The organism is Saccharothrix sp. BKS2 (assembly GCF_047689505.1).
GTDB classification, from domain to species: domain Bacteria; phylum Actinomycetota; class Actinomycetes; order Mycobacteriales; family Pseudonocardiaceae; genus Actinosynnema; species Actinosynnema lopnurensis.
The window spans coordinates 188,185-213,133 of sequence record NZ_JAUQOL010000004.1 but is presented as its reverse complement, the minus strand read 5'-3'; the positions used below and the strand labels follow the sequence as shown (position 1 = coordinate 213,133).

Sequence of the window (24,949 nt, the reverse complement as noted above, 5' to 3'; positions counted from 1 at the left end):
CCTTTCTCGTGCTCACCGACAGAGTGACCCCGCTGACGCCCACAGTCAAGATGCCACGCGGCGATCACCCTAGCGGCGCAAACGGTGATAACGCGGCGTTATCGTCTTGACCTGCCGAAACACCGGGACGTGAGCCAGGGTGAACCTTTGGCGGGCGGTGCGGGGGTCGGGGAGGGCCTGGCGATTTCGTTCGGTCACTGGTCGAAAACTGTGACCGAGGTCACTCTATTCGGGGCTGGTCAACGGGCTTCCGGGCCCCTTCGGACGACACCGGGTGCCCGAGCGGGGGACAAGGGCGAGCGGCGGGTTCGAGGCGCGGGCGGCGGGGTAAGGAGGGGGCGGCGAAGGCAGCGGGAGGGGCGCGGGTCGGCCCGGGGTGCGGCGGGTGCGACCTCCGGGGTGGCGGGGGCTGCGGCCCCGGGTGCGGCGAGGGGGCGGATCAGCACTTGGCGGTCTCGGCGGCCTGGTCGCCGCTCTGGCCGAACATCTCCATGTTGTCGACCCGCCAGCGGCCGTCGAGCTTCTGGGCGCCGACCCTCATCATCGCGATGCCGCCGCCGCTCTGGTTGTCGGTGGTGCGGGTGGTGACCTGGTCGAGGAAGAGCAGCACCGTGGCGCGGTCGCCGTCGAGCGAGGTCACGCCGCTGGAGACGGCCTTGACCGTGACCACCAGCTTCTGCTCGGGCGCGAGGGTGCGGACCGGGCCGAAGATCGCGTTGTACTGGCACCGGGCCTTGCCGACCAGCAGCTCGTTGGCGGCCTTCTCGGTGTCGGCGACATCGGCGAAGTTGTAGGAGAACGCCTTCTCGACGGCCTCGCGGGCCTGGCCGGCCACCTCGGTGGTGCCGGCGCTGTCGACCAGGGCCTGGTCGTAGCGCACGTCGCCCGCCCTCTGCTGGAACCACGCGCCCAGCCCGACCAGCAGCGCGGCCAGCACGAGCAGGGTCACGGGCAGCAGCGGGCCGGAGCGGTGCGGGCGGCGGGACCCGCGGCCGGGGGCGAGTCGGCCGCGGATGAACGAGGCGGGGGTGCGGTCCGCCTCGTCGGGGTCGGACGCACGGGTCCGGGCCGTGCCCGGGTCGTCGAGCACGCTCGGGGCCACCGCCTCGCCGCGCCTGCGGCGGCCCCGGGGGCGGGGGCTCGGGGCCCGGGTGTCCGGGTCGGGGGTGTCGGCCTCGGGGGTATCGGCCTCGGGGGTATCGGCCTCGGGGGTATCGGCCTCGGGGGTATCGGCCTCGGGGGTATCGGCCTCGGGGGCGACCGCTTCTGAGGTGTCGGCCCCGGAGGTGCCCGGGTCGGAGGTCTCGGTGGTCCCGATCCGGCCGGTGTCGTCGCAGGGCTCGATCAGGCCGAGTTCCTCGGACGACCGCGCGGTGGCGGCCTCCGCCGGGGCGTCGACCGGCTCGTCCTCGGGCTGCCGGGTGTCGGGCTGCCGGGTGTCGGGCTGCCGGGTGTCGAACTCGGCGGGAGCATCCGCGGCCGGGGCGTCGACCGGCTTCGCCCCGGGGCGTTTGCGCAGGCCGGCGACCTTCGGCCGGGTGGTGGGCGGCGTCGGGACCGGGCGGCGGCGGGACGGGGGCACTGTCATCTCCTCGCGATCACGCGCCGCCGGCCGCGACGGGCCCCAGCGCGCTGAGCTTCCAACCGGCGTCCGTGCGGGTCAGGTCGGTCTGGTAGCGGTTGACCTTCTTGACCGCCTGCCCGCCCTCCGGTGTCACGGTGGTCTCCACCACGGCGATCAGGTGCGCCTGCCCGGCCCGCGCGTCCAGCTCGGTCACGGCCGCGTCGAGCACCCGGCTCGTGGTCACCGTCCGGGCGTCCGCGATCTGCTGCTTCCGGGTGTCCCGGCCGCTCTCGATCTCCGCCCGCAGCTCGCCGGTCGACGACTCCAGCCACCGGTCCAGGTCCTCGTCGACCTTCCGGTGGTCGAGCGTGGTGAAGTTGACGATGCCGACCTGCCCGACCCGCAGCACCTCCTCCCGCTCCCGGGAGAACGCCGCGGACTCGTCGGACGACGCGCTCCACCACGTCACCCCGGCCCACAGCGCGTAGCCGGCGGCCAGGACCACCAGCACGGCCGACACCGGCAGGAACCAACGCCGAAGCCCCATCAAGACCCTCCTCCGACCGGCAGGCCGAGCAACTGCCCCAGGCTGGTCAGCAGCGGGGCCCCGGCCGCCTGGTCCACCACCGGCTCCCGGCCCGGCTGCGTGGTCTCGCCGCCGGTCGGGGTGGTCGGGGTGGTCGGGGTGCCACCGTAAGGCGCGTTCTGGGCACCCCGCACGCCGGTGGCGCTCCCCGGCGCCAGCGCGCAGTACGCCTGCGTGTTCAGCGGGGCCGCGCTGGTGTCGGTGCCCTGCCGAATCGCGGTGCCCTCGTAGCCGACCGTGCAGGGCGGCGGGTCGAACACGTTCAGCGCGAGGCCGAAGTGCGCGCCCGTGCCGTCGCCCTTGGCGACCGAGAAGCCGCCGCCGACCGCGATCGGGTAGGTCACCGCCATCTGCTCCAGGCCGTCGAGCCTGGTCACCAGGATGTTGCCGGTGGTCAGCAGGTTGGCGAGCACGACGCCGAGGTTCGGCCCCGTCTCGCGCAGCAGCGCCGACACCTGCTCGGCGACCCCCGGGGACACCGCGATCAGCCGCCGCAGGTCGCCGTCGGAGTTCTTCAGCTGCTCGGCCAGGGCCCGCAGGTCCGCCGAGAACGACCTGATCGCGCTGCCCTGCTCGGCCTGGGTGTTCAGCACCACCAGCCCGTCGTCGATCAGCGCCTTGGTCTGCGGCAGGTGCTCGGTGGCGGCCCGGGTGAAGGCCCGCGTGTTGTCCAGCAGCACCTGGAGGTCGGGCCCGGTCCCGGCGAACGCCCGGTCCAGCTCGTCCACCACGATCCGCAGCGAGTCGGTCGGCACGGACCGCGCGAACGCGTCGAGGTTGCCCAGCAGCGCGTCCACGGGCGGCGGCGTGCTGGTGGCCGACCTGGGGATGACCGAGCCGGCGGCCAGGTAGGGCCCGTCCTCGCCGCGCGGGCGCAGGTCCACGTACTGCTCGCCCACCGCGGACCGGTTGGCGACCACGGCCTCCAGGTCGGCCGGGATGGGCGGCGCGCCCGGCTCGATGTCCAGGTCGACGTCGAGCCCGTCGGCGGTCAGCCGCATCTGCGCGACCCGGCCCACGCCCACGCCCCGGTAGGTGACCTCGGCGTTGGTGAACACGCCGCCGGAGTCCTCCAGCTGCATCGTCACCACGTACCCGGTGGCGCCGAACACCCGGCCGAGGCCCGCGTACCGGGCGCCGACGTAGCTGATGCCGACCAGCGCGATCACCACGAACGCGCCGATCTGGAGCTTGGTCCTGCGCGGGATCACCGGCCCACACCCCCCAGCAGCCCGCCGAGCAGGTCACCGAGCCCGGAGCGCCCCGGCGTCACCCCCGGCAGCGGCAGGTTCGGCAGCGGCAGCGGCACCGACGGCGCGGTGCCCGTGATGCCCGGCAGCACCGGCACCTCGGGCAGCACCGACTGCCGCGACCGGCCCAGGTTGTCCACGATCGAGCCCAGGTCCAGGTCGATGTCCGCGTAGAGGTTGGTGTAGTCGCCCCGCACGGCCGGGATCGAGGCGTCCGGGAACGGGTAGGTCAGCAGCAGCTCGAACGCGTTGGGCAGGTCGCTGCCCGCCTCGACCAGCTTCCGCAGGGTCGGCGCCAACGCCCTCAGGTCGGCCACGACGTCGTCCTTCGACCTGGTCACGGTGTCCACGGCCACGTCCGACAGCGCGTCCAGCGACTGGAGCAGCGTCACCAGCTGGGTGCGCTGCTCGCCGAGCACCGCCAACCCCGGCTCCAGCCCGTCGAGCACGCCCTCGATCTGACCGCGCTGCGCGCTCAGCGCCCCGCCGAGCCGGTTGAGCCCGTCGAGCGCGCGGGTGATCTCGCCCCGGTGCGCGTCCAGGTCCCCGACGAGGGTGTCCAGCCGGCCCAGCAGCGACTTGATCTGCGGCTCGTTGCCCTCCAGGGCGGCGTTGAGCTCGCGCGAGATGTCCTGGAGCTGCGCCACGCCACCGCCGTTGAGCAGCATCGACAGCGCGCCGAAGACCTCCTCGACCTCGGGGTTGCGGTTGGTCCGCTCGACCGGGATCAGCGCGCCGTCGGTCAGCTCGCCCTGCTCGGCGCCCTCGGTACCGCTTCCTCCGGTGGGGCCGTCCAGCTCCACGTACTTCTCGCCCAGCAGCGCGGACTGGCGCAGCCGCGCGACCGCGTTGCCCGGCAGCCGAACCCCGCCGTTGACCAGCACGGTCACCTCGGCGGTCCAGCCGTCGGCGGCCAGGTCGATGCGGTCCACCCGGCCCACCGGCACGTCGTTGACCTTCACGCCCGCCTGCGGCACCAGGTCCAGCACGTCCTGGAACCGGACCTTGACCGCGTACGGCCGGTCCCCGAGGTCCGCGCCGCCGGGCAGCGGCATGTTGTAGATGCCGTCGAAGCCGCCCGAGCCGCAGCCGGCCAGCAGCAGCGCGCCGGTCACCAGGAGGGCCGCGGGCCGCCTCACCGGGGCACCCCCGCGAGCGGCAGGGGCAGCGGCACCCGGCCCTGGGCCAGGTCGGACAGCACCTCGGCCGGCGGCTTGAGCGCCACCTGCCCGGACAGGACCGGCTCCAGCTGCCGGCACGCCTGCGCCAGCACCCCGGGCACGCGGCCCGGCTCGATGCCCTGGACCAGCTTGCAGACCAGCACGATCGGCGGCTGGTTCAGCTCGTTGATGTCGGCGCGGGTGTCGAGCGTGCCGGAGGCCGCGTTGTAGGTGTTCTGGAGGTTGCCCAGGGCCAGCGGCGCCACGTCCAGCACCTCGGCCAGCGCGGCCCGCTGGTCGACCAGCACCTGCGTGACGCCGGCCAGCTTGTCGACGTTCGACTTGAGCACCGCCCGGTTGTCCTGGATGAAGCCCTGCACCTGCCCGAGCGCGGAGGCCAGCTCGGCCAGCGCCCCGCCCAGGTTCTCCCGCTCGTCGGCGAGGAACCCGGCGACCTCGGCCAGCTGCCGGTTGACGTCGCGCACCTGGCTGTCGTTGGCGGCGAGCATCCCGGTGAACTTCTGGAGCTGGTCGACGGTGGCGAACAGGTCCTCCTTCGAGCCGGACAGCGTGCGGGCGGCGTCGCCCAGCCGCTCGACGGTGTCGCCGATCGCCTGGCCGTTGCCCTCCAGGTTGGCCGCGGCGCCGGTCAGCAGGTCGGACAGCGCGCCGTCGCGGTTGGCGCCGTCCGGGCCGAGCGCCGTGGTCAGCTCGTTCAGGCTCGCGTAGAGCTGGTCCAGCTCGACCGGGGTGGCGGTGCGCTCGCGCGGGATGGTCACGCCGTCGCCCAGCGCCGGCCCGCCGGTGTAGGCGGGGGCGAGCTGCACGTACCGGTCGCTGACCACGCTGGGCGCGACCACGACCGCCTGCGCGTCCGCGGGCACCTCCACGGACCGGTCGAGCGACAGGGTGACGCGCACCGTCGTGCCCTGCGGCTCCACCTCGTCGACCGAGCCGACGCGCACACCGAGCACCCGGACGTCCGAGCCGGGGTACACGCCGACGGCCGCCCCGAAGATCGCGGTCACCCGCCGGGTGTTGCCCCCGGCGAACGCCCACCACAGCGCCGCGGCCGCCACGATCACCAGCACGCACGCCATGGCCAGCGCGCGCGTCAGGTCGCGGCCCGTCCTCGTCGTCGCCACCTAGTTCCCACCCCCCGCGGGTGAGCGCTGCACACCGGGTGGGAGGCAGCCCTCCTCGTTGAAGCCGATCACGCCGAGGTTCACCGACGGCGGCAGCAGGCCGCAGATGTAGACGTCGAACCAGCGGCCGTTGCCCAGCGTGTTGGCGAGCACCCGGTAGAACGGGGCCAGCAGGTTCAGGCTGCGCTCCAGCGTGTCCTGGTTGCGCTGGAGCACCGTGGTGACCCGGTCCAGCTGCTCCAGCGCGGGCCGCAGCTGCGCCTGGTTGTCCGCGACCAGCCCGGTCAGCTCCCGGGACAGCGCGCGGGTGCCGTCGAGCAGCGCGCTGATCGCGTCCCGCCGCTTGCGCAGCTCCCCCAGCAGCAGGTTGCCGTCCGCGAGCAGCCGCTCGAACTGCTCGTTGCGGTCGGACAGGGTCTCGGTGACCTGGTTGGTGTTGGCCAGCAGCCGTGCCAGCTGCTCGTCGCGGGAGGAGATCGTCTTCGACAGGGCGGCCAGGCCGTCCAGCGCGCCGCGGACGCTGTCCGCCGAGCCCTGGAGGGTCTCCGACAGCACCCGGAAGCTGGTCGCGAGCTGCTCGGTGTCGATCTGGCCGACCGTGGTCGCCAACCCGTTGAACGCCTCCTGCACGTCGTACGGGGACAGCGTGCGCTCGCGCGGGATCGGCGTGCCCGGGTCCAGCGGCTGCTCGCCCTGCGGGTCCAGGGCCAGGAACTTCTGGCCGAGCAGCGTCTTGATGCGGATGGTCGCGGTGCTGCGGTCGCCCAGCCAGGCGTCCTTGACCTTGAACGACACGCGCACCCGGTCGCCGGCCAGCTCGACCCCGGTGACCTTGCCGACCTTCACCCCGGCCACGCGCACCTCGTTCGACTCGATCAGGCCCGCGGCCTCGGTGAACTCGGCCGAGTAGGTGGTGCCGCCGCCGACGATCGGCAGGTCGTCGGAGTTGAGCGCGGCGAGCACCAGCAGCGCGATGACCGTCAGGGAGACGATGCCGACCGTGATCGGGTTGCGTTCGGTTCTCACGGGCGGCACCTCGGCTGCGTGACCGGCAGGACGGGGATCGGGAGGGGGTCGTTGATGATCGGCGGCACGGCCACCTGACCGGTGCCCTCGCACAGGAAGAAGTTGAACCAGGACCCGTAGGACGCGGTCCGGGCCAGGGACTCCAGCTTGGTCGGCAGGTTCCGGATGACGCCCTCCACGACCGCCTCGTGGTCCCCGAGCGTCCGGGACACCAGGCCGAGGTTCGCGATGTCGTCCTTCAGCGGTTGCCTGGCCTCCTCCAGCAGACCCGCGGTGGCGCCGGTGAGGTCGCCCAGGGCGCTGATCGCCTCGCCGATCGGCTGCCGGTCGCCCGCGAGGCCCGTGGTCAGCTCCTGGAGGGTGGTGACCAGCTCGGACACCTGGTCGGTGCGCCCGTTCACGGTGTCCAGCACGGTGTTGAGGTTGTCGATCACCTCACCGATCACCTGGTCCCGGCTCGCCAGCGTGGTGGTCAGCGAGGCGGTGTGGCGCAGCAGGCTGTCGATCGTGCCGCCCTCGCCCTGGAGGACCTTGACGATCTCCTCGGACAGCTGGTTGACGTCCTCCGGGTTCAGCGCCTGGAACAGCGGCTTGAACCCGTTGAACAGCACCGTCAGGTCCAGCGCCGGCCGGGTGCGCTCCAGCGGGATCACCTCGTCGGGGCGCAGCGGCGACGGGTCGCCCGCGCCCGCCTCCAGCGCGACGTAGCGCTGGCCGACCAGGTTGCGGTACTTGATCGTGGCGGTCACCGAGGCGGGCAGGGTGCGGTCGCCCTCCAGCGAGAACTCGACCTCGGCCACCCGCCGGTCCACCACCCGGACCTCCTCCACCTGGCCGACCCGGACGCCCGCGATCCGCACGTCGTCGCCCTCGTTGAGCGCGGTGACGTCGGTGAACCGGGCGGTGTAGGGGGTGGAGCCGGAGAAGTTGACGTTGGCGATGGTCACCGCGAGCAGGGCCGTCGCCAGGACGGTGACCGTGGCGAAGATCCCGAGCTTGACCAGGGGTGCGGCCAGCGACCTCACGCGGTCACCTCCGCGCCCCGGTACAGCGGGCCGAGCAGCAGCGCGGTGAAGCTCGGCATCTGGTCGCGCTCCAGGCCGAACTGCGGGGCCAGCAGGCCCGCCAGGAAGTCCTGCTCGGCGGGCGAGTTGGCCAGCGTCGGCACGCCGGTGGCCGACGACGGCGAGGTGGTGCCGCCGACGCCGGTGGCGGGCGGCAGCACGCCGTCGTTGGCGACCCGGGCGGCCGGCGGGTGCGTGGAGCCGTCCTGGACCGGGCCCTCCGGCGGGTACTGCGGGAACGGGTCGGGCCGCGGCACGAGGTCGTAGCAGCGCGGGCCTCGCTCGTCGCCGTACTCCGGGTCGTCCCTGCCCGGCACGTACTTGCCGCGGTTGGCGGTGATCTCCAGGGTGATGTGCAGGCCGGGCTCGTCGGTGCCCTTGCCGAACACCTGGTCCATGATCGGCTTGAACTCGGACAGGCCCTTGAGCAGGCACGGGTACTCGGGCGAGTACTCGGCCAGCAGCTCCAGCACCGGCCGCGAGACGTCGGCCAGCTGGATCAGGTTGTTCCTGTTCACCGCGAGGAAGCCGGCCAGGTCCGTGGAGGTGGTGGTCAGCGAGCCGTACACGGTGAGCAGGTCGTCGCGCTGCTCGACGAGGGTGCGGCTGGTGACGGTGGCGTCGTCGAGGGCCTGCACCAGGTCGGGCGCGGCGTCGGCGTAGACCTCGGACACGTCCGCCAGGCGGCTGATGCCCTCCTTGAGCGCGGGCAGCTGCGGGTTCAGCTCGCCCAGGTAGGCGTCGAGCTGGACCAGCGTCTCCCCCAGCGGCCGGCCCCGGTTCTCCAGGGCCTGCGACACCGCGGTCAGCGTGGTGGCCAGCTTCTCCGGCTGCACGGCCTGGAGCACCGGCATCAGGCCGTCGAGCACGCGCTCCAGCTCGACCGCGCCGCTGGAGCGGTCCTGCTCGATCACGCCGCCCTCGGCCAGGGGCGCCTGCCGCCGCTCGGGCAGCACCAGGTTCACGTACCGCTCGCCGAACAGCGTCTTGGGCAGCAGGCGGGCGGAGACGTTGGCCGGGATGTGGTGCACCTGGTCGGGGTCGAGCGCCAGCTCCACCTCGGCGCCCTCTCCCCCGGTGCGGATGGCGTCGACCCGGCCGACGACCATGCCGCGGACCTTCACGTCCGAGTCGACCAGCAGCTGGTTGCCGACCCGGTCGGTCTTCAGCGTCACCCGCACGACCTTGGTGAACGCGTCGTTGTAGAGCGCGATCGTGAACGCGAGGAACAGGGCGATCACGGTGAGGAGCACGACGCCCAGGAAGCGGCGTTTGATCATCCGGCGATCCTCACGGTCGTGGTCGTGCCCCAGATCGCCAGGCTGAGGAAGAAGTCCAGCAGGCTCGTCGTGACGATCGCGGTGCGCACCGCCCGGCCGACCGCGATGCCGACGCCCGCCGGGCCGCCGCTGGCGCGGTAGCCGTAGTAGCAGTGGGTCAGGATGATCACGACGGCGAAGACGAGCACCTTGCCGAAGGACCAGAGCACGTCCACCGGGGGTAGGAACAGGGTGAAGTAGTGGTCGTAGGTGCCCGCCGACTGGCCGTAGAACTCCACCGTGATGAACCTCGCCGCGAGGTACGAGGTCAGCAGGCCGATCACGTACAGCGGGATGATCGCGACGAAGCCCGCGATGATCCGCGTGGTGACCAGGTACGGCAGGCTGGGGATGCCCATGACCTCCAGCGCGTCGATCTCCTCGGAGATCCGCATCGCGCCGAGCTGGGCGGTGAAGCCCGAGCCCACGGTCGCGGACAGCGCGAGCCCGGCCACCAGCGGCGCGATCTCGCGGGTGTTGAAGTAGGCGGAGACGAAGCCCGCGAACGCCGAGGTGCCGATCTGGTTGAGCGCGGTGAAGCCCTGGAGGCCGACGACCGTGCCGGTGAACACCGACAGGCCGACCATGACGCCGATCGTGCCGCCGATGACCGCCAGCGCGCCCGAGCCGAAGCTCACCTCGGCGAGCAGGCGCAGCGTCTCGCGCAGGTAGCGGGTCAGCGTGCGCGGCGTCCACGCCAGTGCGCGCAGGTAGAACCACAGCTGGTCACCGAGGGTGTCGAGCAGCGACAGCGGTGCGCCTGCCACCCTGCGGAAGCGGTTGTCGGACGTGGCCACCTCAGCTCCCCTTCGCCGGGACGACCTGGAGGTAGATCGTGGTCAGCACGAAGTTCACGAAGAACAGCAGCAGGAACGTGATGACCACGGCCTGGTTGACCGCGTCGCCGACGCCCTTGGGGCCGCCCGCCGGGTTGAGGCCGCGGTAGGCGGCCACGATGCCCGCGATGAAGCCGAAGATGAGCGCCTTGATCTCGGAGATCCACAGGTCCGGCAGCTGGGCCAGGGCGCTGAAGCTCGCCAGGTACGCGCCGGGCGTGCCGTCCTGGAGCACGACGTTGAAGAAGTAGCCGCCCATCACGCCGACCACGCTGACCATGCCGTTGAGCAGCACGCTGACCAGCATCGCGGCCAGCACGCGCGGCACCACCAGGCGCTGGATCGGCGAGACGCCCAGCACCTCCATCGCGTCGATCTCCTCGCGGATCTTGCGGGAGCCGATGTCGGCGCAGATCGCGGAGCCGCCCGCGCCCGCGATGAGCAGGGCCGTCACGATCGGGCTGGCCTGCTGGATGATCGCCAGCACGCTCGCCGCGCCGGTGAACGACTGGGCGCCGAGCTGGCGGGTCAGCGAGCCGAGCTGGAGGGCGATGACCGCGCCGAACGGGATGGACACCAGGGCCGTCGGCAGCACGGTCACGCTCACCACGAACCAGCACTGCTGGATGAACTCGCGCAGCTGGAACGGGCGGCGGAAGGTGTTGCGGACCACGTCGATGCCCAGCGCGAACATCTGGCCGGTCTCGCGCAGCGCGCCGGCGCCGGGGAACGTGGCCTGCGCGCTCACAGCACGCCCCCCTGCCGGGGCCACGGGCTGGGCGCCGGCGGGGCGGTGGGGGCCGCGGAGGGTGCCGCGGAGGAGGCTACGGAGGAGGTCGCGGCAGGGGCCGCGCTGCCCGCCATCACGCCGTAGTGGCGGCGCTCGTCGGTGGTGAGGCTCTCGATGATGCCCTGCTGCGCGTCGGCGGGCAGCGCGTGCAGGACGCTCATCACCCGGTCCTTGCGGCGGCGCACCGCGTGGCGCGGCGGCAGGCCGGGCGTCGGTTCGAGCTGGGGCACCACGCCGCGCACGTCCTCGTCGGGCGAGCCGTCCGAGTGGCCCGCCCGCAGGTGCGCCAGCTCGGCGGCCATCGTGGCCTGGTCCTTCTCCTCCGACATGCCGATCGGCCCGAGGCGGCGGCCGTTGAGGAACTGCGCCACCACCGGCTCGTCGCTGGTCAGCAGCACCTCGCGGGGGCCGAACATGACCAGCTCGCGGCGGAACAGCATCCCCAGGTTGTCCGGGACCGTGCGGGCCAGCGTGATGTTGTGCGTGACGATCAGGATGGTCGCGTCGATCTGCGCGTTCAGGTCGATCAGCAGCTGGCTCAGGTAGGCCGTGCGGACCGGGTCGAGGCCGGAGTCCGGCTCGTCGCACAGGATGATCTCGGGGTCGAGCACCAGGGCGCGGGCCAGGCCGGCGCGCTTGCGCATCCCGCCGGAGATCTCGCCGGGGAGCTTCTTCTCCGCGCCGACGAGGCCGACCATCTCCATCTTCTCCAGCACGATCCGGCGGACCTCGGCCTCGGTCTTCCGGGTGTGCTCGCGCAGCGGGAACGCCACGTTGTCGAAGAGGTTCATCGAGCCGAACAGCGCGCCGTCCTGGAACAGGACGCCGAACAGCTTCCGGATCTCGTAGAGCTTGTGCTCGGAGCAGCGCACCAGGTCGGTGCCGTTGATGACGATCCTGCCCCGCTCGGGCTTGAGCAGGCCGACCAGCGACTTCAGGAACACCGACTTGCCCGTCCCGGAGGGCCCGAGCATGACGCTGACCTCACCCGGCGGGAGGGTGAGCGTGACGTCCCGCCAGATGGTCTGCTTGCCGAAGGACTTCGTCAGGCCCTCGACCACCACCTCGACGCCCATCGCACCTCCCGCTTCGACGGCACCGGCGGTGACGCCGGACAGGCCGGCGTCATACCGGTGCAACGAGGTCGCCGCGTCGTGGTTACTCGCCAGTTGGGTCAACGCAGTCTCAACTGGGTAACGACGTGACGCTTACCACCGGCACGACCCTACCCACGAGTAGGCAAGTTTTTCCAGTCCCCTTCGGCGGTCCGCACGGCCCTGAACAGCACGAGGGCGGGCACCCGGTCCGGGTGCCCGCCCTCGTAGCGGCGTGGAGCGCTAGATCACTTGAGCGAGATCTTGGCGCCGGCGGCCTCGAGCTTCTCCTTGGCGGCGTCGGCGACGTCCTTCGCCACGTTCTCCAGGAGCGGCTTCGGAGCGGACTCGACCAGCTCCTTGGCCTCCTTCAGGCCCAGGCCCGAGACGACCTCGCGGACGACCTTGATGACCTGGATCTTCTTCTCGCCGGCGCCCTCGAGGACGACGGTGAACTCGTCCTTCTCCTCCTCCGCGGGGGCAGCGGCGGCGGCGGGGCCGGCGGCCGCGACGGCGACCGGAGCAGCCGCGGTGACCTCGAAGGTCTCCTCGAACTGCTTCACGAAGGCCGACAGCTCCAGCAGCGTCATGTCCTTGAACGCGTCGAGCAGCTCGTCGGTGCTGAGCTTCGCCATGATGGCGGTCCTTTCTCTTTCAACGCCCGAACTGCGGCCGGGACGCGGAGTGTCTGGGGTTGATCAGCTTTCGGCCGGAGCGTCGGCCTCGTCGGAAGCCGTGGCCTCCGACGCGTCGGAGGCGGGGGCCTCCGCGGCCTTCTTCTCCTGCAGGGCAGCAGCCAGGCGAGCCACCTGGGAAGCCGGGGCGTTGAACAGACCCGCGGCCTTGGCCAGGTTGCCCTTCATCGCGCCCGCCAGCTTGGCGAGCAGCACCTCACGGGATTCGAGGTCCGCGATCGCGGCAACCTCGTCGACCGAGAGGGGACGGCCATCCATGTAGCCGCCCTTGATGACCAGGGCCTTGTTGTCCTTCGCGAAGTCACGCAGCGCCTTCGCCGCGTCGACCGGCTCGCCCTCGACGAAGGCGATGGCGGTCGGACCGACGAGCAGGGTTTCGAGACCCTGGACGCCCGCGTCCTCAGCGGCACGCTTGACCAGCGTGTTCTTCGCAACGGTGTACGTGGTGCCCGCGCCGAGAGCGCGACGCAGCGTGGTGAGCTGCGCCATGGAGAGGCCACGGTACTCGGTGACGACGGCGGCCGAGCTACCGCGGAACTTGTCCGACAGCTCGGCGACGGCCGAAACCTTGCTGGGCTTCGCCATGATCGCCTCCTCTCTGGGCTGGGGTGACCACCGGCCGGGAGAAGGACCCTCGAAAAGACGAAACGCCCACGCGCAGCAGCACGGGGCGGGACAGACCTCGACGGCCTGAGCTTCCTCGTTCTCCTGCGCGGGTCGCCCGTCGAGCGGGACCTTCGATCCGGGTTGACCCGGATGACCAGCGGTCTTCGGTGAACCGCCACCCAGAGTACGGGACGTGTCCCGGGCGCTCCAAATCGGCATGATGTGACGCGTGACCGAAGAGCCCCCGAGGAACCCGCCGCCGCCGGACGTCGACCCGGAACAGCTCCGGCAGTTCCAGGAGTTCCAGCGGTTCCAGGAGTTCCAGCGCTTCCAGCAGGCGCAGGGCACGCCCGCCCTGCCGCCGGGCAGCCCCGCGGCGCCGGGCGGCCCCCTGCCGCCGATGATCCCGCAGCCACCTCTGCCCCCTCCGCCACCGCCCCAGCGGCCGAGGAAGCCGCTGTGGCAGGTGGTGCTGGGCAGCAAGCTGTTCCGGCGCCTGGTGTACCTGGTGGTCGCCCTGCTGGTGGCCAACCACTTCTACGAGCAGTACTTCGGCGGCGACGACCCCGGCGACATCGCCGTGGACAGCGGCGGCGTGGAGAACAACGTCCTGGCGCCGCAGACCCCGTACGGCATCAGCGGCACGGTCGCCCTGTTCTACAAGCACGTCGGCACCGGCGACGCGGGCGAGGCGTGCCGCCTGTTCAAGGAGGACGGGCCGCGCCGGGCGTTCGCCGAGGCGTTCGGGGAGGGCGAGTGCGCGGCGGCGGTGGAGAAGCTGAAGCCGCGGGTCACCAACGTGACGAACTACCGCCAGCTCGGTTTCCCGGCCACCATGCGCGGCACGCCGGCCGGCGGCTCGGTCCAGGTCAGCTCGTGCGAGCTGACCGTGCGCGACGGCCCGCGGCTCGGCCGGTTCACGCTCACCGCGCAGCCGAGCAAGAGCTGGGTGATCACCGGCTACGAGGCCGAGTCGACCTGTCCCTGAGCGGGTTCCCGCACAACGCGAAGCGCCCCCTCGGCCGGAGCCGGGGGGGCGCTTCCGCCACGAGGGCCGGGTCTCAGACCGCGGCCTCGTCGCTGAGCAGGTTCCGGGTCCGGTTCGGGTCGACCGGGATGCCGGGGCCCATCGTCGTCGAGACGGTGACCTTCTTCAGGTACCGGCCCTTCGCCGCGGACGGCTTCGCGCGCAGGATCTCGTCCAGCGCGGCGGCGTAGTTCTCGACCAGCTTCTCCGGGTCGAACGACACCTTGCCGATGACGAGGTGCAGGTTGGCCTGCTTGTCGACGCGGAAGTTGATCTTACCGCCCTTGATGTCCGTCACGGCCTTGGAGACGTCGGGCGTCACCGTGCCGGTCTTCGGGTTCGGCATCAGGCCGCGCGGGCCCAGGATGCGGGCGATGCGACCGACCTTCGCCATCTGGTCGGGGGTCGCGATCGCGGCGTCGAAGTCGAGCCAACCGCCCTGGATGCGCTCGATCAGCTCCTCGGTGCCGACTGCGTCGGCACCGGCGGCCTCGGCCTCGGCGGCCTTGTCGCCCGTGGCGAAGACGATCACCCGGGCGGTCTTGCCCGTACCGTGCGGCAGGTTCACGGTGCCGCGGACCATCTGGTCGGCCTTGCGGGGGTCCACGCCGAGCCGGATGGCGACCTCGACGGTCGCGTCCAGCTTGACCTTGGAGGTCTCCTTGGCGAGCTTGGCGGCCTCCAGCGGCGAGTACAGCCGCTCCCGGTCCACCAGCTCGGCGGCGTTCTTGTACGCCTTGCTGCGCTTCATGCTGCTGTCCTTAAGAGTGGATCAGTTGTGGTGCCGAGCCAGCGCGTGGCTCTCCCACGAACTACCGATGGAGAAAGGTCTCAGCCCTCGACCGTGATGCCCATGGAGCGGGCGGTGCCGGCGATGATCTTCGCGGCCTGGTCCACGTCGTTGGCGTTCAGGTCGACCATCTTGGTCTGGGCGATCTCGCGCACCTGGTCCATGGTCACCTTGGCGACCTTGACGCGGTGCGGCTCGCCCGAGCCCTTCTCGACGCCGGCGGCCTTGAGGATCAGCTTCGCGGCCGGCGGGGTCTTGAGCTTGAAGTCGAACGAGCGGTCCTCGTACACGGAGATCTCGACCGGCACGACAGTGCCCCGCTGCGACTCGGTCGCGGCGTTGTACTGCTTGCAGAACTCCATGATGTTGACGCCGTGCTGGCCCAGCGCGGGGCCGACCGGCGGCGCGGGGTTCGCGGCACCGGCCTTGATCTGCAGCTTGATGACCGCTGCGAGCTTCTTCTTCTTGGGAGGCATCTCGGTTCCTTCATTGCGGTGTCCACGCGCGACCCTGCCAGCCGCGGCGTGACTGCCGACTCCCCCGCGCCGGGGGCGCGGGGAGCCGGAGATCGTGTTGTCCTGGCTAGATCTTGGAGACCTGGCTGAACGACAGCTCGACCGGGGTCTCCCGGCCGAAGATCGACACCAGGACCTTCAGCTTCTGGCCGTCCGCGTTGACCTCGCTGATCGTCGCGGGCAGCGTCGCGAACGGGCCGTCCATGACCGTGACCGACTCGCCGATCTCGAAGTCCACCTCGACGGTCGACTTCGTGGGCGTCGTGGCGGACTTCTTGCCCGCGGCGGGCTTCTGCTCGACCTGGGGGAGCAGGAACTTCAGCACGTCGTCGATGGTCAGCGGCGACGGCTTCGAGGTCGCGCCGACGAAACCCGTCACACCGGGCGTGTTGCGCACCGCGCTCCACGAGGCGTCGTTGAGCTCCATCCGGACCAGGATGTAGCCGGGCAGCACCTTGCGCTGCACCTGCTTGCGCTGGCCGTTCTTGATCTCGGTGACTTCCTCGGTCGGCACCTCGACCTGGAAGATGAAGTCCTCCATGTCGAGCGTCTGGATGCGCGTTTCGAGGTTGGTCTTGACCTTGTTCTCGTAGCCCGCGTACGAGTGCACGACGTACCACTCGCCGGGCGCGTGGCGCAGGGCCTCGCGCATCTCGGCGGCCGGGTCGGCCGGCTCGTCGTGGATGTCGGCGACCGGAGCGGCCGGGGCCTCGTCGGCGTCGGCCTCGTCGGCGTCGACCTCACCGGTCCCGGCGTCGGCCTCGTCGGGACCGTCGGTGGCGGCCTCGTCGGCAGCGGACTCCCCGGTGCCCTCCGACGCCTCGCCCGGCTCGACACCACCGTCGAGGTCACGCTCGTCGGTCAGGTCGTTGTGCTCCTGGGCGTCAACGCCGTTCTCGGAGGTCACTGTGGGTCTCGCTTCCTCTCGTGCATCACATGTCCGCCGCCCCACCCGGGGCGGTGCGGTGTTCGGCTCAGCCGAACACCTGGAACATGCCCCAGGCGAAGGCCGAGTCAAGGCCGAAGACCAACGCCACCATGAAGGCCACGAAGACCAGCACGACCCCGGTGTAGGTGATCATCTGCTTGCGGGTCGGCCAGATGACCTTCCGCAGCTCGCTGACCACCTCACGGATGTACCGGACGAGCCTGGCGAAGATGTTGGGTCGCTTCTCCTGGTCCGTCCGCGAACGCGTGGCGCGCCCCTTGCCGGCCTCGGTGTCGGAGTCGGCGTCGGCCGACTTCTTCACCGGGGCCGCGGCGTCCTTGCGGCCCGCCGGGCGGGCGGAGCCACGGCGCTCGCGCCGCGCTGCGGCGGTAACCGGCCGGGTCGCGCTCTCGCGCTCGTCCGGCTGGTCCTGCTCGCGGCCCTCGCTCATGCCGTCCTCCGCTCACCATCGCGCTTCGACGCAGGGGCGACAGGACTTGAACCTGCAACCTGCGGTTTTGGAGACCGCTGCTCTGCCAGTTGAGCTACGCCCCTTTGGAGTTCCACGGCTGGAACCCCCTGGCTGGAGACGCCCCGCACCGCCCTCACGTGGCTCGTGAGGCAGCGACTCGGCGTTCCAAGACCGGAAGCATACGGCACCAGTCGACCCGGATACCAACTGGCCCGGTCAGAGGGGGTGCCGAGGGCCGCTCGGTTGTGCCGTCTGCCACGATTGGAGGCATGGGCACGCCTGACACGACCACCGAGAACCACCCCGCCGAGCACCCGCGCGTCTCGGCGCGCATCGGCGGCATCGCCGAGTCCGCCACCCTGGCGGTCGACGCCAAGGCGAAGGCGCTCAAGGCGGCCGGTCGACCGGTGATCGGCTTCGGCGCGGGCGAGCCGGACTTCCCCACCCCCGAGGCGATCGTGGCCGCCGCCCAGGCGGCCTGCGCCGACCCCCGCAACCACCGCTACACCCCCGCCGCCGGCCTGCCGGAGCTGCGGGAGGCCGTAGCCGCCAAGACCCGGCGCGACTCGGGCTACGAGGTCACGGCCTCCCAGGTGTTGATCACCAACGGCGGCAAGCAGGCCGTCTACCAGGCGTTCGCCACGATCCTGGACCCGGGCGACGAGGTGCTGCTGCCCGCGCCGTACTGGACCACCTACCCCGAGGCGATCACGCTGGCGGGCGGCGTGCCGGTGCAGGTGACGGCGGACGAGTCGACCGACTACCTGGTCACCGTCGAGCAGCTGGAGGCGGCGCGCACGCCGCGCACCAAGGTGCTGCTGCTGTGCTCCCCGTCGAACCCGACCGGCTCGGTCTACGGCCGCGAGCAGATCACCGAGATCGGCGAGTGGGCCCTGGAGCACGGCCTGTGGGTGATCACCGACGAGATCTACGAGCACCTGGTCTACGACGGCGCGGAGTCGGTGTCGCTGCCGGTGGTCGTGCCCGCGATGGCGGACCGGACGATCGTGCTCAACGGCGTGGCGAAGACGTACGCGATGACCGGCTGGCGCGTGGGCTGGCTGATCGGCCCGCAGGACGTGGTGAAGGCGGCCGCGAACCTCCAGTCCCACCTGACCTCGAACGTGGCCAACGTCTCGCAGCGCGCGGCCCTGGAGGCGGTCTCCGGTCCGCTGGACGCGGTGCACGAGATGCGCGCGGCGTTCGACCGGCGGCGGCGCGCGATCGTCGACCTGCTCTCGGCCATCCCCGGGGTGGAGTGCCCGACCCCGAAGGGCGCGTTCTACGTCTACCCGTCGGTGAAGGCGCTGATCGGCAAGCGGCTGCGCGGCGTGGAGATCACCGACACGGTGCACCTGGCGGCGCTGGTCCTGGAGCACGCCGAGGTGGCCGTGGTGCCCGGCGAGGCGTTCGGCACGCCCGGCTACCTCCGCCTGTCCTACGCGCTGGGCGACGACGACCTGAAGACCGGCGTCACCCGGATGGCCGAGTTGCTGGCCGAGGTGCAGTAGAAAAAGCGACTATCCGTCACGAAAAGCGCCCTTTCGGGGGCGCTTTTCGCTTGTTTGGACACGTTCCGGTGACGATGGGTAACCAGACTGCGGATCTTCCCGATGCTCCGGGCAGCACGCTCGCCGCCGGCGAGCGGTCCCCGTTCGAGGAGATCCCGTGACCTACCCGCAGCCGCCGCAGCTCCAGCACCAGCCGCCCGTCCCCCCGCCCCCGCCGCAGAACGGCCTGGGCACCGCGGGCTTCGTGCTCGGCCTCGTCGGTCTGCTGTTCAGCTTCCTGCCCGTCATCGGGGTGGTCGCGTGGCCGCTGGTCATCCTCGGGTTGGTGCTGGGCCTGGTCGGGTGGGCTCGGGCCGACCGCGGCCGGGCGACCAACAAGGGCCTGGCGATCGCCGGCGTGGCGCTGTCCGCCGTCGGGCTGGTCATCTGCGTCCTCTGGGCGGCGGTGTTCACCAAGGCCGCCTCCGACGCCTCCACCGCCCTGGACGACCTGGAGGCGCAGGCGAACCGGGAGGCCGTGCTCGTCTACGAGATCAGCGGCGACGCCCCCGGCGCGAGCATCACCTTCTCCACCTACAGCGACGGCGGCAGCGCGGTGAACCAGGAGGAGGCCGCGACCCTGCCCTGGACCAAGGAGTTCACCGTCAAGGGCCTGTTCAGCGGCGGCACGCTGAGCGCCTCGACGGGCGCCGAGGGCGGCACGGTCACCTGCCGCATCACCGTGGACGGCGTGGAGAAGAAGACCGCCACCGCCAGTGGCCCCTTCGCCCTGGCGAGCTGCTCGAACTTCTGACCCGGTAACCCCTTCGGGCGAAGGCTGTAACCGCCGGTCGAACGACGCCGATGGATCTTTCAGCCCCACCGGCCTTCACCCGAGGAGCCCGACCCATGACGGAGCCCGACCCGCCCGAGCGCCGGTCCGCCAGGTGGTTCCTGATCCCGGTCTGCGCGGTGCTCGTGGCGGGCGCCGCCGTGCTCGTACCGCGGCTGACGGCGCCCGCCCCGCCGGTCCGGGTCGTCTACGACGTCACCGGGCGGGCGGAGCGGGCCACCGTCACCTACTCGGCGGAGGACGGCGGGACGCGCCGGGAGGAGCTGACCTCGTTGCCCTGGCACCGGGAGCTGGTCGTGCCCGAGGGGCCCGAGCGCGGCGTGCTGACCGTCACCATCGGCCCCGCGGGCGGCGAGGTGGCGTGCGAGGTGAGCGTGGACGGCGTGGAGCAGCGCTCCGCGACCGCCACCGGGGCGCACACCAGCGCCCTGTGCGACGGCTTCCGGGGCGGCTCCGGGACGGGCTAGGGCAGGCGCACGCGGGCGAACGCGCCACCGAGCACGGACTTGCCCTCGTAGGCGGCGGTGACGGCCACCCGGAACGTCCCGTCGTCGAGCACCTTGGCGACCTTGGCGGTCACCTCCACCAGCGCGCCCTCGCCCTCGTCGGGCACCGGGACGGGGCGCCCGAACCGCACGCCGCACTCCACCACGGCACCCGGGTCGCCGGCCCAGTCGGTGACGATCCGGCCGGCCAGGCCCATGGTCAGCATCCCGTGGGCGATCACGCCCGGCAGCCCGACCTCGCGGGCGAAGCGCTCGTTCCAGTGGATCGGGTTGAAGTCGCCCGACGCGCCCGCGTAGCGGACCAGGTCGGCGCGGGTGACGCGCACCGACAGCGGGGGCAGCACGTCCCCGACCGAGACCTCGGCGGCCGTGATCACGCGTCCTCCCCCCGGACCACCAGCGTCGACTTCGCGGTGGTCACCGGCGCGCCGTCCTCGTCGAGGAGTTCGGCGCGCAGCGACAGCAGGTCGTTGCCCATGCGGGAGGTGATGCCGTCGACGTGCAGCACGACCGACAGGCGGTCGCCCGCGGTGATCGGGCGGTGGTGGACGAACGACTGGTCCCCGTGCACCACCCGGCTGTAGTCGAGCCCCAGCTCCGGGTCGTCGACGAGCAGGTCGTTGATCTTGAGCGACAGCACGATCGCGAACGTCGGCGGCGCGATCACGTCCCGGTGTCCCAGGCCCCGTGCGACGTCCGGGTCGCGGTAGGCGGGGTTGGCGTCCCCGATCGCCTCGGCGAACTCGCGGATCTTCTCGCGCCCGACCTCGTACGGGGGCGACGGCGGGTAGGAACGTCCGGTGAAGGACTGGTCGAGAGGCACCCGATGAGGTTATACGGGGCGCGGTCACCCGGGAGTGCGGTGAGCCGGATGCGGACGAGGCCCGCCCCCGGAGTGGGGACGGGCCTCGTTCGGGTCCGGCTACCGGCTCAGCGGGTTTCCTTGTGCGAGCGGTGGGTCTTGCAGTTCGGGCAGAACTTCTTGATCTCCAGGCGGTCCGGGTCGTTGCGCCGGTTCTTCCTGGTGATGTAGTTCCGGTGCTTGCACTCCTCGCACGCGAGGGTGATCTTCGGGCGTACGTCGGTTGCAGCCACGGCCTTGCCTTCCTAGAGCGCGTCAACCCCGACACCCAGTGCGGGCTTACCGCCTGGCGGGGATCTTCGTGTTGAGTAGCGGTGGCCGGACTTGAACCGGCGACACAGCGATTATGAGCCGCTTGCTCTACCAACTGAGCTACACCGCTTCACATGACTGCGAGCCGCAGTGCTCACGCACTGCGGCCGCGCCATATGGAGCCCCTTTACGGAATCGAACCGTAGACCTTCTCCTTACCATGGAGACGCTCTGCCGACTGAGCTAAAGGGGCTTGCTCTCCCGCAGCGATCAGAACTGTACAACAACCGCCCCGCAGGAGTGAAATCGGGGGGTGGTCTCAGTGCACCAAAGTGAGCACCGTCTCATCGCGAGCACCCCTGACCTGCACCGTCCGCGCCCGCAGCCACGCCTCGAAGCGCTCCTCGGACAGCGGCCGGGAGATCAGGTAGCCCTGCGCCACGTCGCAGCCCATGCCCACCAGCTGGTCGCGGGCGGCGTCGTCCTCGACGCCCTCGGCGACCACGATGAGGCCCAGGGAGTGGCCCAGCTCCACGATCGAGCGCACAACGGCCATGTCACCCAGGTCGGTGCCCATGCCGAGCACGAAGCTCTTGTCGATCTTCACCTCGTCCACCGGCAGCTGCCGCAGGTAGGCCAGCGACGAGTAGCCGGTGCCGAAGTCGTCCACGGCCAGCACGACGCCCATCGCGTGCAGGCGCCGCAGCACGGGCAGCGCCCGCTCCGGGTCGGCCATCACGCCGGACTCGGTCAGCTCGAACGTCAGCAGCTCCGGCGTCACCTCGTGGCGCGCCAGCGCGGCCGCCACCCGGTCGGGGAACTCGGCGTCGGCCAGCGTGCGCACGGACAGGTTCACCGCGATCGACATCCGCAGCCCGCGGTCGAGCCAGCGGCGCACCCGCTCCAGCGCCCGGTCCATCACGAAGTCGGTCAGCACGTCGACCAGGCCGGTGGCCTCGACGGCGGGCACGAACTCGTCCGGGTCGACCCGGCCGAACTCGGGGTGCTTCCAGCGCACCAGCGCCTCCGCGCCGACCACCTGGCGGCTCGGCAGGGCGACCTTGGGCTGGTAGTGCACGGAGATCTGGCCGTTCTCCAGCGCCGAGCGGAACTGGGTGACCAGCTGGAACCGGCGCAGGAAGATCTGGCCCATGCTCGGCGCGTACTGGCGCAGCGGCTCGTTCTCGGTGGTCGCCCGCACCGCCACGTCCGCGCGCTGGAGCAGCGCGTCCGGGTCGGGGTCCTCGACCTCGCAGTCGGCGGTGGTGGCCCAGCCGACGACCGCGCCCGCCTCCACGGTGAGCCGGTCGACCGGGTAGGGCATGGACAGCGCGGTGCGCAGCCGCTCGGCGATCTCCTGGACGCACCCGGTCTGCCGGTCCAGCAGCAGCGCGGCGAACGCGCCGCCCTCCAGCCGCGCCAGCGGCACCTCGGGGCCCAGCTCGTCGCGCAGCCGGCGACCGGCGGCCACGACCATCCGGTTGGCCCAGGTCTGCCCCAGCGCGTCGGACACGGTCGACAGCACGTCCAGGTCGATCCGCAGCACGATCGCGGTGTCGGCCTGGCGCATCGGCTCGGTCGCGGCCTCGCGGAAGCCCGGCCGGTTCAGCAGGCCGGTCAGCGGGTCGTGGTAGGCGTCGTGGCGCAGCCGGGCCAGCAGCCGCCGGTTGTCGACCGCGGTGGACAGGTGGCTGGCCAGCGTGCGCAGCAGCTGGATGTCGGACTTGCCGAAGCCGCGCCACCGGCTGAGCCGGTCGTGCACCTCGACCGCGCCGAGCAGTTGGGTGGCCCCGCGCAGCGGCACGACCAGCGCCTCCTGCACGTCGCGGCGGATGAGGGAGTCGGCGATCTCCTCCCCCGCGTCCACCCGGCGGAAGTAGCGCACCTGCGCGCCGGGCAACTGGAGCACGGCGTCCTCGCGCAGCACGCGCGGGTCGTCGCGGCGCATCCCCGGCGGCAGTGGCTCTCCCGCGATGAAGGTGCGCATCGGCGCCTGCGGGTCGGTGCGCAGCCGCAGCACCACGCGGTTGGCGTTGAGCTGCTCGCGGATGCGCTCGGCGATCGGCTGCCACTCGTCGTCCTCGGCGCGGCCGTCCCCGTCGTCGGGGCCGGCGCCGCGCGGACCGGTGGCGTGGCGGCCGGAGCGGGCGACCCGCAGCGAGACCTCGCTGAGCGCCTCCAGGTCGCGCTGCTCGCGCAGCAGGCCCGAGTAGGCGAGGTAGATGGCGGTGATGCCGGCGAAGACCAGCCCGATCAGCAGGCCGCCCCACGGCGCGCGGGTGGCGATCTCGTAGCCGACCAGTCCGGCGGAGGTGTTCAGCAGCGCGACCACGAGGGTCTGGAGCACCAGGCGCAGCGACGGGCCGACCCGCATCCCCTTGCCCATGGTCCGCAGCGCGGTCAGGCCGAGGACGCTGGCCAGCAGCGGCACCGCGATCGTGCCGACGAACGCGCCCGCCCAGAACGGGCCGTCCCGCCCCAGCAGCTGCTTCACCCACTCGGCGACCGCGAAGGCCACCGAGATCTCCATGAACATCAGGCCCGCGTTGTAGACGGCGCGGTCGAGCACCCGGCGGCCCAGCAGCGTGCCGACGCCCGCGACCACGTGCGCGGCCAGCACGACCTCGAACGGCGCCACCAGCAGGCCCAGCACCAGCGGTATCTCGGTGAAGGAGATGGTCCAGGCCACGCCGCTGCGGACGTCGACGTTGATGGCCAGCTGCTCGGCCAGCAGGAACCCGATCACCAGCAGCGGGCCGGTCCAGTAGAGCGCGCCGTCGGCCTGGTCGTCGGGCAGCCAGGAGCCGACGACGAACGCGGACAGCGCGCCCGCCACGAGGAGCAGGCCCGCGAACACGGTGAAAGCGCGGTTCGCCGACCGGGTCGGCGCGTCCGGCGCCACGACCGACGCGTGGTCGGACATCCAGCCTCCTCGTCGGCCGTCGTCTCGGCGGGCCGGGTCGCGGCCTGCGGGCTCCTGGCGTGACTGAGGGGTCCCGAACACCGACCAGGACCCCTCCAAGGTTGCCAATGTACCCCGGTCGGACGACGAAATGGCAGGTCGAGTAGCCGATTACCACGAGAAGTAACAGGACGACCCCGGTGCCGGCCTCCTCGTGGAGCAACGTCACCGCCCGTCCGGCGAGGGCGGGGAGATCATCCGCGCACCCGGTCCCGCCTGCTCGGCGGGGGTGCGGGCGCGGAACCGGTTACGGAACTCCGCAGCGCGCGTCGGGTTCGGGCGCGGACCCGTCGCCGCCCGACCGGCCGCCCGCGGGCGCTCCGGCCGCCCGTCGCCACCCGACCGGCCGCCCGTCGCCACCCGACCGGCCGCCCGTCGCCACCCGACCGGCCGCCCGTCGGCACCCGACCGGCCGCCCGTGGGCGCCGTGGCCGACCCGGCGGCGCGGACCCGCGCGCTAGACGCGGACCAGTTCCCGACCGGGGGACCGCTCCTCGCGGCGCAGGCCGTGCCGGACGCCGTCCAGGAGGCGACGCGCCTCGGCCGCCGCCGAGTGCTGCGCCGCGCCGCTGCCGACCGCGTCGCGCAGCGCGAGCCAGACCGCGGCCTCGTCCTCGCGGACCGCGGCGAACAGGTGGTGCCGCTCGGGGTAGGGGTGCAGGGCGATCTTGTCGAGGTGGTCCCGCAGCACGCCCAGCACGGCCCCGCCCACCTGCCCGGTCGCGACCAGCCGGTCGTACTTGGTGCCCAGGCCGACGGAGACCAGCTCGGACGACGACAGCGGACCGAAGTTGAGCACCGCGTTCAGCCCGTACTCCAGGTCGTCCGCCGCGTCGAGCAGCTCGCGCGCGTCCGCGGGGCCGCAGGGCCGCCCCCGCCCGGCCCTCCGGAGGAGCAGGCCGACCACGACACCGAGCGCGAGGGCCGCGAGGGCGATGAGGATTTCGCTCATGCCCCTCAGTCTCGGGGTCGCGAGCGGTACTGCCGGCCCCGGATCCGGCGTGGGGTCGATCGCAGCGCCGACCGGTCGGCCGTACTTCGGTTGGGCTGAACAGCTCAACCGGTCGGCGCAGCATTTGTCACGCGACAAGGTGATCTCGCCTGGTCCACCCGAGTGAAGTCGGGGGTGAGGGGTACTCGCGACCCGGGTCGGAGCT

26 protein-coding genes and 3 tRNA genes are annotated in these 24,949 nt (G+C 72.0%); 4 read left to right on the top strand and 25 right to left on the bottom strand.

Going from position 1 to position 24,949, the window contains the following annotated elements; genetic code table 11:
- Positions 1 to 439: 439 nt before the first annotated feature.
- From Q5530_RS09635 to rplJ, 13 genes are all read right to left on the bottom strand, one after another.
- On the bottom strand, positions 440 to 1,588 hold the full coding sequence (locus Q5530_RS09635) for a hypothetical protein (protein WP_415361862.1): 1,149 nt from the start codon (positions 1,586 to 1,588) through the stop codon (positions 440 to 442).
- A gap of 10 nt (positions 1,589 to 1,598) precedes the next feature.
- Positions 1,599 to 2,111 carry a nuclear transport factor 2 family protein gene (locus tag Q5530_RS09630; protein ID WP_415361861.1) on the bottom strand — a complete coding sequence of 171 codons (513 nt, stop codon included), beginning with the start codon at positions 2,109 to 2,111 and terminating at the stop codon, positions 1,599 to 1,601.
- A complete protein-coding gene (locus Q5530_RS09625) occupies positions 2,111 to 3,361 on the bottom strand; it encodes an MCE family protein (RefSeq protein WP_415361860.1) in 1,251 nt (416 codons plus the stop codon). Before Q5530_RS09625 ends, Q5530_RS09630 begins: the two co-directional genes overlap by 1 nt.
- Positions 3,358 to 4,539 carry an MCE family protein gene (locus tag Q5530_RS09620; RefSeq protein ID WP_415361859.1) on the bottom strand — a complete coding sequence of 394 codons (1,182 nt, stop codon included), beginning with the start codon at positions 4,537 to 4,539 and terminating at the stop codon, positions 3,358 to 3,360. The genes Q5530_RS09625 and Q5530_RS09620 overlap by 4 nt, the downstream gene beginning before the upstream one ends.
- Entirely contained in the window at positions 4,536 to 5,705 is a 1,170-nt protein-coding gene (locus tag Q5530_RS09615; protein ID WP_415361858.1) for an MCE family protein, read from the bottom strand. Before Q5530_RS09615 ends, Q5530_RS09620 begins: the two co-directional genes overlap by 4 nt.
- Complete coding sequence (locus Q5530_RS09610) at positions 5,706 to 6,731, bottom strand: MCE family protein (protein ID WP_380634335.1); 1,026 nt, start codon at positions 6,729 to 6,731, stop codon at positions 5,706 to 5,708. It abuts the gene before it with no gap.
- Positions 6,728 to 7,756, bottom strand: a complete 1,029-nt coding sequence (locus tag Q5530_RS09605) for an MCE family protein (RefSeq protein WP_415361857.1) — start codon at positions 7,754 to 7,756, stop codon at positions 6,728 to 6,730. Before Q5530_RS09605 ends, Q5530_RS09610 begins: the two co-directional genes overlap by 4 nt.
- Entirely contained in the window at positions 7,753 to 9,075 is a 1,323-nt protein-coding gene (locus Q5530_RS09600; RefSeq protein WP_415361856.1) for an MCE family protein, read from the bottom strand. Before Q5530_RS09600 ends, Q5530_RS09605 begins: the two co-directional genes overlap by 4 nt.
- On the bottom strand, positions 9,072 to 9,911 hold the full coding sequence (locus Q5530_RS09595) for an MlaE family ABC transporter permease (protein ID WP_380634339.1): 840 nt from the start codon (positions 9,909 to 9,911) through the stop codon (positions 9,072 to 9,074). Before Q5530_RS09595 ends, Q5530_RS09600 begins: the two co-directional genes overlap by 4 nt.
- Before the next feature lies 1 nt (position 9,912).
- Complete coding sequence (locus Q5530_RS09590; protein WP_380634647.1) at positions 9,913 to 10,644, bottom strand: MlaE family ABC transporter permease; 732 nt, start codon at positions 10,642 to 10,644, stop codon at positions 9,913 to 9,915.
- A 50-nt stretch (positions 10,645 to 10,694) separates the two neighbouring features.
- Positions 10,695 to 11,816 (bottom strand): ABC transporter ATP-binding protein, encoded by a 1,122-nt coding sequence (locus Q5530_RS09585; RefSeq protein ID WP_415361855.1) that lies wholly within the window; start codon positions 11,814 to 11,816, stop codon positions 10,695 to 10,697.
- A 266-nt stretch (positions 11,817 to 12,082) separates the two neighbouring features.
- A complete protein-coding gene (rplL, locus tag Q5530_RS09580; protein WP_415361854.1) occupies positions 12,083 to 12,469 on the bottom strand; it encodes a 50S ribosomal protein L7/L12 in 387 nt (128 codons plus the stop codon).
- A gap of 63 nt (positions 12,470 to 12,532) precedes the next feature.
- On the bottom strand, positions 12,533 to 13,114 hold the full coding sequence (gene rplJ / locus Q5530_RS09575; RefSeq protein ID WP_415361853.1) for a 50S ribosomal protein L10: 582 nt from the start codon (positions 13,112 to 13,114) through the stop codon (positions 12,533 to 12,535).
- Positions 13,115 to 13,364: 250 nt separating this feature from the next.
- On the opposite strand from rplJ, the gene Q5530_RS09570 reads away from it, so the two are divergent.
- Complete coding sequence (locus Q5530_RS09570) at positions 13,365 to 14,123, top strand: hypothetical protein (protein WP_415361852.1); 759 nt, start codon at positions 13,365 to 13,367, stop codon at positions 14,121 to 14,123.
- Between the two features lie 73 nt (positions 14,124 to 14,196).
- On the opposite strand, the gene rplA is transcribed toward Q5530_RS09570, so the two are convergent.
- From rplA to Q5530_RS09545, 5 genes are all read right to left on the bottom strand, one after another.
- Positions 14,197 to 14,913 carry a 50S ribosomal protein L1 gene (rplA, locus tag Q5530_RS09565; protein ID WP_380634346.1) on the bottom strand — a complete coding sequence of 239 codons (717 nt, stop codon included), beginning with the start codon at positions 14,911 to 14,913 and terminating at the stop codon, positions 14,197 to 14,199.
- Between the two features lie 80 nt (positions 14,914 to 14,993).
- Positions 14,994 to 15,428: a 50S ribosomal protein L11 gene (rplK, locus tag Q5530_RS09560; protein WP_380634348.1), complete on the bottom strand. Its 435-nt coding sequence runs from the start codon at positions 15,426 to 15,428 to the stop codon at positions 14,994 to 14,996.
- A gap of 106 nt (positions 15,429 to 15,534) precedes the next feature.
- Positions 15,535 to 16,374: a transcription termination/antitermination protein NusG gene (nusG, locus tag Q5530_RS09555; protein WP_415361851.1), complete on the bottom strand. Its 840-nt coding sequence runs from the start codon at positions 16,372 to 16,374 to the stop codon at positions 15,535 to 15,537.
- Between the two features lie 67 nt (positions 16,375 to 16,441).
- Positions 16,442 to 16,846: a preprotein translocase subunit SecE gene (secE, locus tag Q5530_RS09550; protein WP_415361850.1), complete on the bottom strand. Its 405-nt coding sequence runs from the start codon at positions 16,844 to 16,846 to the stop codon at positions 16,442 to 16,444.
- Between the two features lie 31 nt (positions 16,847 to 16,877).
- A tRNA-Trp gene (locus Q5530_RS09545) sits at positions 16,878 to 16,950 on the bottom strand.
- 186 nt (positions 16,951 to 17,136) lie between these two features.
- Between Q5530_RS09545 and Q5530_RS09540 the strand changes: the two genes are divergently transcribed.
- The 3 genes from Q5530_RS09540 to Q5530_RS09530 all read left to right on the top strand — a co-directional run bounded on the left by Q5530_RS09540 (position 17,137) and on the right by Q5530_RS09530 (position 19,677).
- Positions 17,137 to 18,378 carry a pyridoxal phosphate-dependent aminotransferase gene (locus tag Q5530_RS09540; protein ID WP_415361849.1) on the top strand — a complete coding sequence of 414 codons (1,242 nt, stop codon included), beginning with the start codon at positions 17,137 to 17,139 and terminating at the stop codon, positions 18,376 to 18,378.
- A gap of 157 nt (positions 18,379 to 18,535) precedes the next feature.
- A complete protein-coding gene (locus Q5530_RS09535) occupies positions 18,536 to 19,171 on the top strand; it encodes an MmpS family transport accessory protein (protein WP_415361848.1) in 636 nt (211 codons plus the stop codon).
- Between the two features lie 95 nt (positions 19,172 to 19,266).
- The gene (locus Q5530_RS09530; protein ID WP_415361847.1) at positions 19,267 to 19,677 is read left to right on the top strand and encodes a hypothetical protein; all 411 of its coding nucleotides are present in this window, start codon (positions 19,267 to 19,269) and stop codon (positions 19,675 to 19,677) included.
- Here the strand turns inward: Q5530_RS09530 and Q5530_RS09525 are convergent.
- The 7 genes from Q5530_RS09525 to Q5530_RS09495 all read right to left on the bottom strand — a co-directional run bounded on the left by Q5530_RS09525 (position 19,674) and on the right by Q5530_RS09495 (position 24,744).
- Positions 19,674 to 20,093 carry a MaoC family dehydratase gene (locus Q5530_RS09525; protein ID WP_415361846.1) on the bottom strand — a complete coding sequence of 140 codons (420 nt, stop codon included), beginning with the start codon at positions 20,091 to 20,093 and terminating at the stop codon, positions 19,674 to 19,676. The two genes, Q5530_RS09530 and Q5530_RS09525, sit on opposite strands and share 4 nt — an antisense overlap.
- The gene (locus tag Q5530_RS09520) at positions 20,090 to 20,539 is read right to left on the bottom strand and encodes a MaoC family dehydratase N-terminal domain-containing protein (protein ID WP_415361845.1); all 450 of its coding nucleotides are present in this window, start codon (positions 20,537 to 20,539) and stop codon (positions 20,090 to 20,092) included. The genes Q5530_RS09525 and Q5530_RS09520 overlap by 4 nt, the downstream gene beginning before the upstream one ends.
- A 107-nt stretch (positions 20,540 to 20,646) precedes the next feature.
- Positions 20,647 to 20,811, bottom strand: a complete 165-nt coding sequence (gene rpmG, locus Q5530_RS09515; protein ID WP_319976887.1) for a 50S ribosomal protein L33 — start codon at positions 20,809 to 20,811, stop codon at positions 20,647 to 20,649.
- A gap of 76 nt (positions 20,812 to 20,887) precedes the next feature.
- A tRNA-Met gene (locus Q5530_RS09510) sits at positions 20,888 to 20,960 on the bottom strand.
- 47 nt (positions 20,961 to 21,007) lie between these two features.
- Positions 21,008 to 21,083, bottom strand: a tRNA-Thr gene (locus Q5530_RS09505).
- Positions 21,084 to 21,149: 66 nt separating this feature from the next.
- Positions 21,150 to 23,753: a putative bifunctional diguanylate cyclase/phosphodiesterase gene (locus tag Q5530_RS09500; RefSeq protein WP_415361844.1), complete on the bottom strand. Its 2,604-nt coding sequence runs from the start codon at positions 23,751 to 23,753 to the stop codon at positions 21,150 to 21,152.
- Between the two features lie 496 nt (positions 23,754 to 24,249).
- Positions 24,250 to 24,744, bottom strand: a complete 495-nt coding sequence (locus Q5530_RS09495; RefSeq protein ID WP_415361843.1) for a hypothetical protein — start codon at positions 24,742 to 24,744, stop codon at positions 24,250 to 24,252.
- Between the last annotated feature and the right edge of the window lie 205 nt (positions 24,745 to 24,949).

What these genes read in the sequence shown, in the direction of transcription:
- Q5530_RS09635 (WP_415361862.1), bottom strand. Translation starts at nt 1,588, where the DNA reads ATGACAGTGCCCCCGTCCCGCCGCCGCCCGGTCCCGACGCCGCCCACC.
- Q5530_RS09630 (WP_415361861.1), bottom strand. Translation starts at nt 2,111, where the DNA reads ATGGGGCTTCGGCGTTGGTTCCTGCCGGTGTCGGCCGTGCTGGTGGTC.
- Q5530_RS09600 (WP_415361856.1), bottom strand. Translation starts at nt 9,075, where the DNA reads ATGATCAAACGCCGCTTCCTGGGCGTCGTGCTCCTCACCGTGATCGCC.
- Q5530_RS09590 (WP_380634647.1), bottom strand. Translation starts at nt 10,644, where the DNA reads ATGTTCGCGCTGGGCATCGACGTGGTCCGCAACACCTTCCGCCGCCCG.
- Q5530_RS09585 (WP_415361855.1), bottom strand. Translation starts at nt 11,816, where the DNA reads ATGGGCGTCGAGGTGGTGGTCGAGGGCCTGACGAAGTCCTTCGGCAAG.
- rplL (WP_415361854.1), bottom strand. Translation starts at nt 12,469, where the DNA reads ATGGCGAAGCTCAGCACCGACGAGCTGCTCGACGCGTTCAAGGACATG.
- rplJ (WP_415361853.1), bottom strand. Translation starts at nt 13,114, where the DNA reads ATGGCGAAGCCCAGCAAGGTTTCGGCCGTCGCCGAGCTGTCGGACAAG.
- rplA (WP_380634346.1), bottom strand. Translation starts at nt 14,913, where the DNA reads ATGAAGCGCAGCAAGGCGTACAAGAACGCCGCCGAGCTGGTGGACCGG.
- rplK (WP_380634348.1), bottom strand. Translation starts at nt 15,428, where the DNA reads ATGCCTCCCAAGAAGAAGAAGCTCGCAGCGGTCATCAAGCTGCAGATC.
- secE (WP_415361850.1), bottom strand. Translation starts at nt 16,846, where the DNA reads ATGAGCGAGGGCCGCGAGCAGGACCAGCCGGACGAGCGCGAGAGCGCG.
- Q5530_RS09540 (WP_415361849.1), top strand. Translation starts at nt 17,137, where the DNA reads ATGGGCACGCCTGACACGACCACCGAGAACCACCCCGCCGAGCACCCG.
- Q5530_RS09530 (WP_415361847.1), top strand. Translation starts at nt 19,267, where the DNA reads ATGACGGAGCCCGACCCGCCCGAGCGCCGGTCCGCCAGGTGGTTCCTG.
- Q5530_RS09500 (WP_415361844.1), bottom strand. Translation starts at nt 23,753, where the DNA reads ATGTCCGACCACGCGTCGGTCGTGGCGCCGGACGCGCCGACCCGGTCG.
- Q5530_RS09495 (WP_415361843.1), bottom strand. Translation starts at nt 24,744, where the DNA reads ATGAGCGAAATCCTCATCGCCCTCGCGGCCCTCGCGCTCGGTGTCGTG.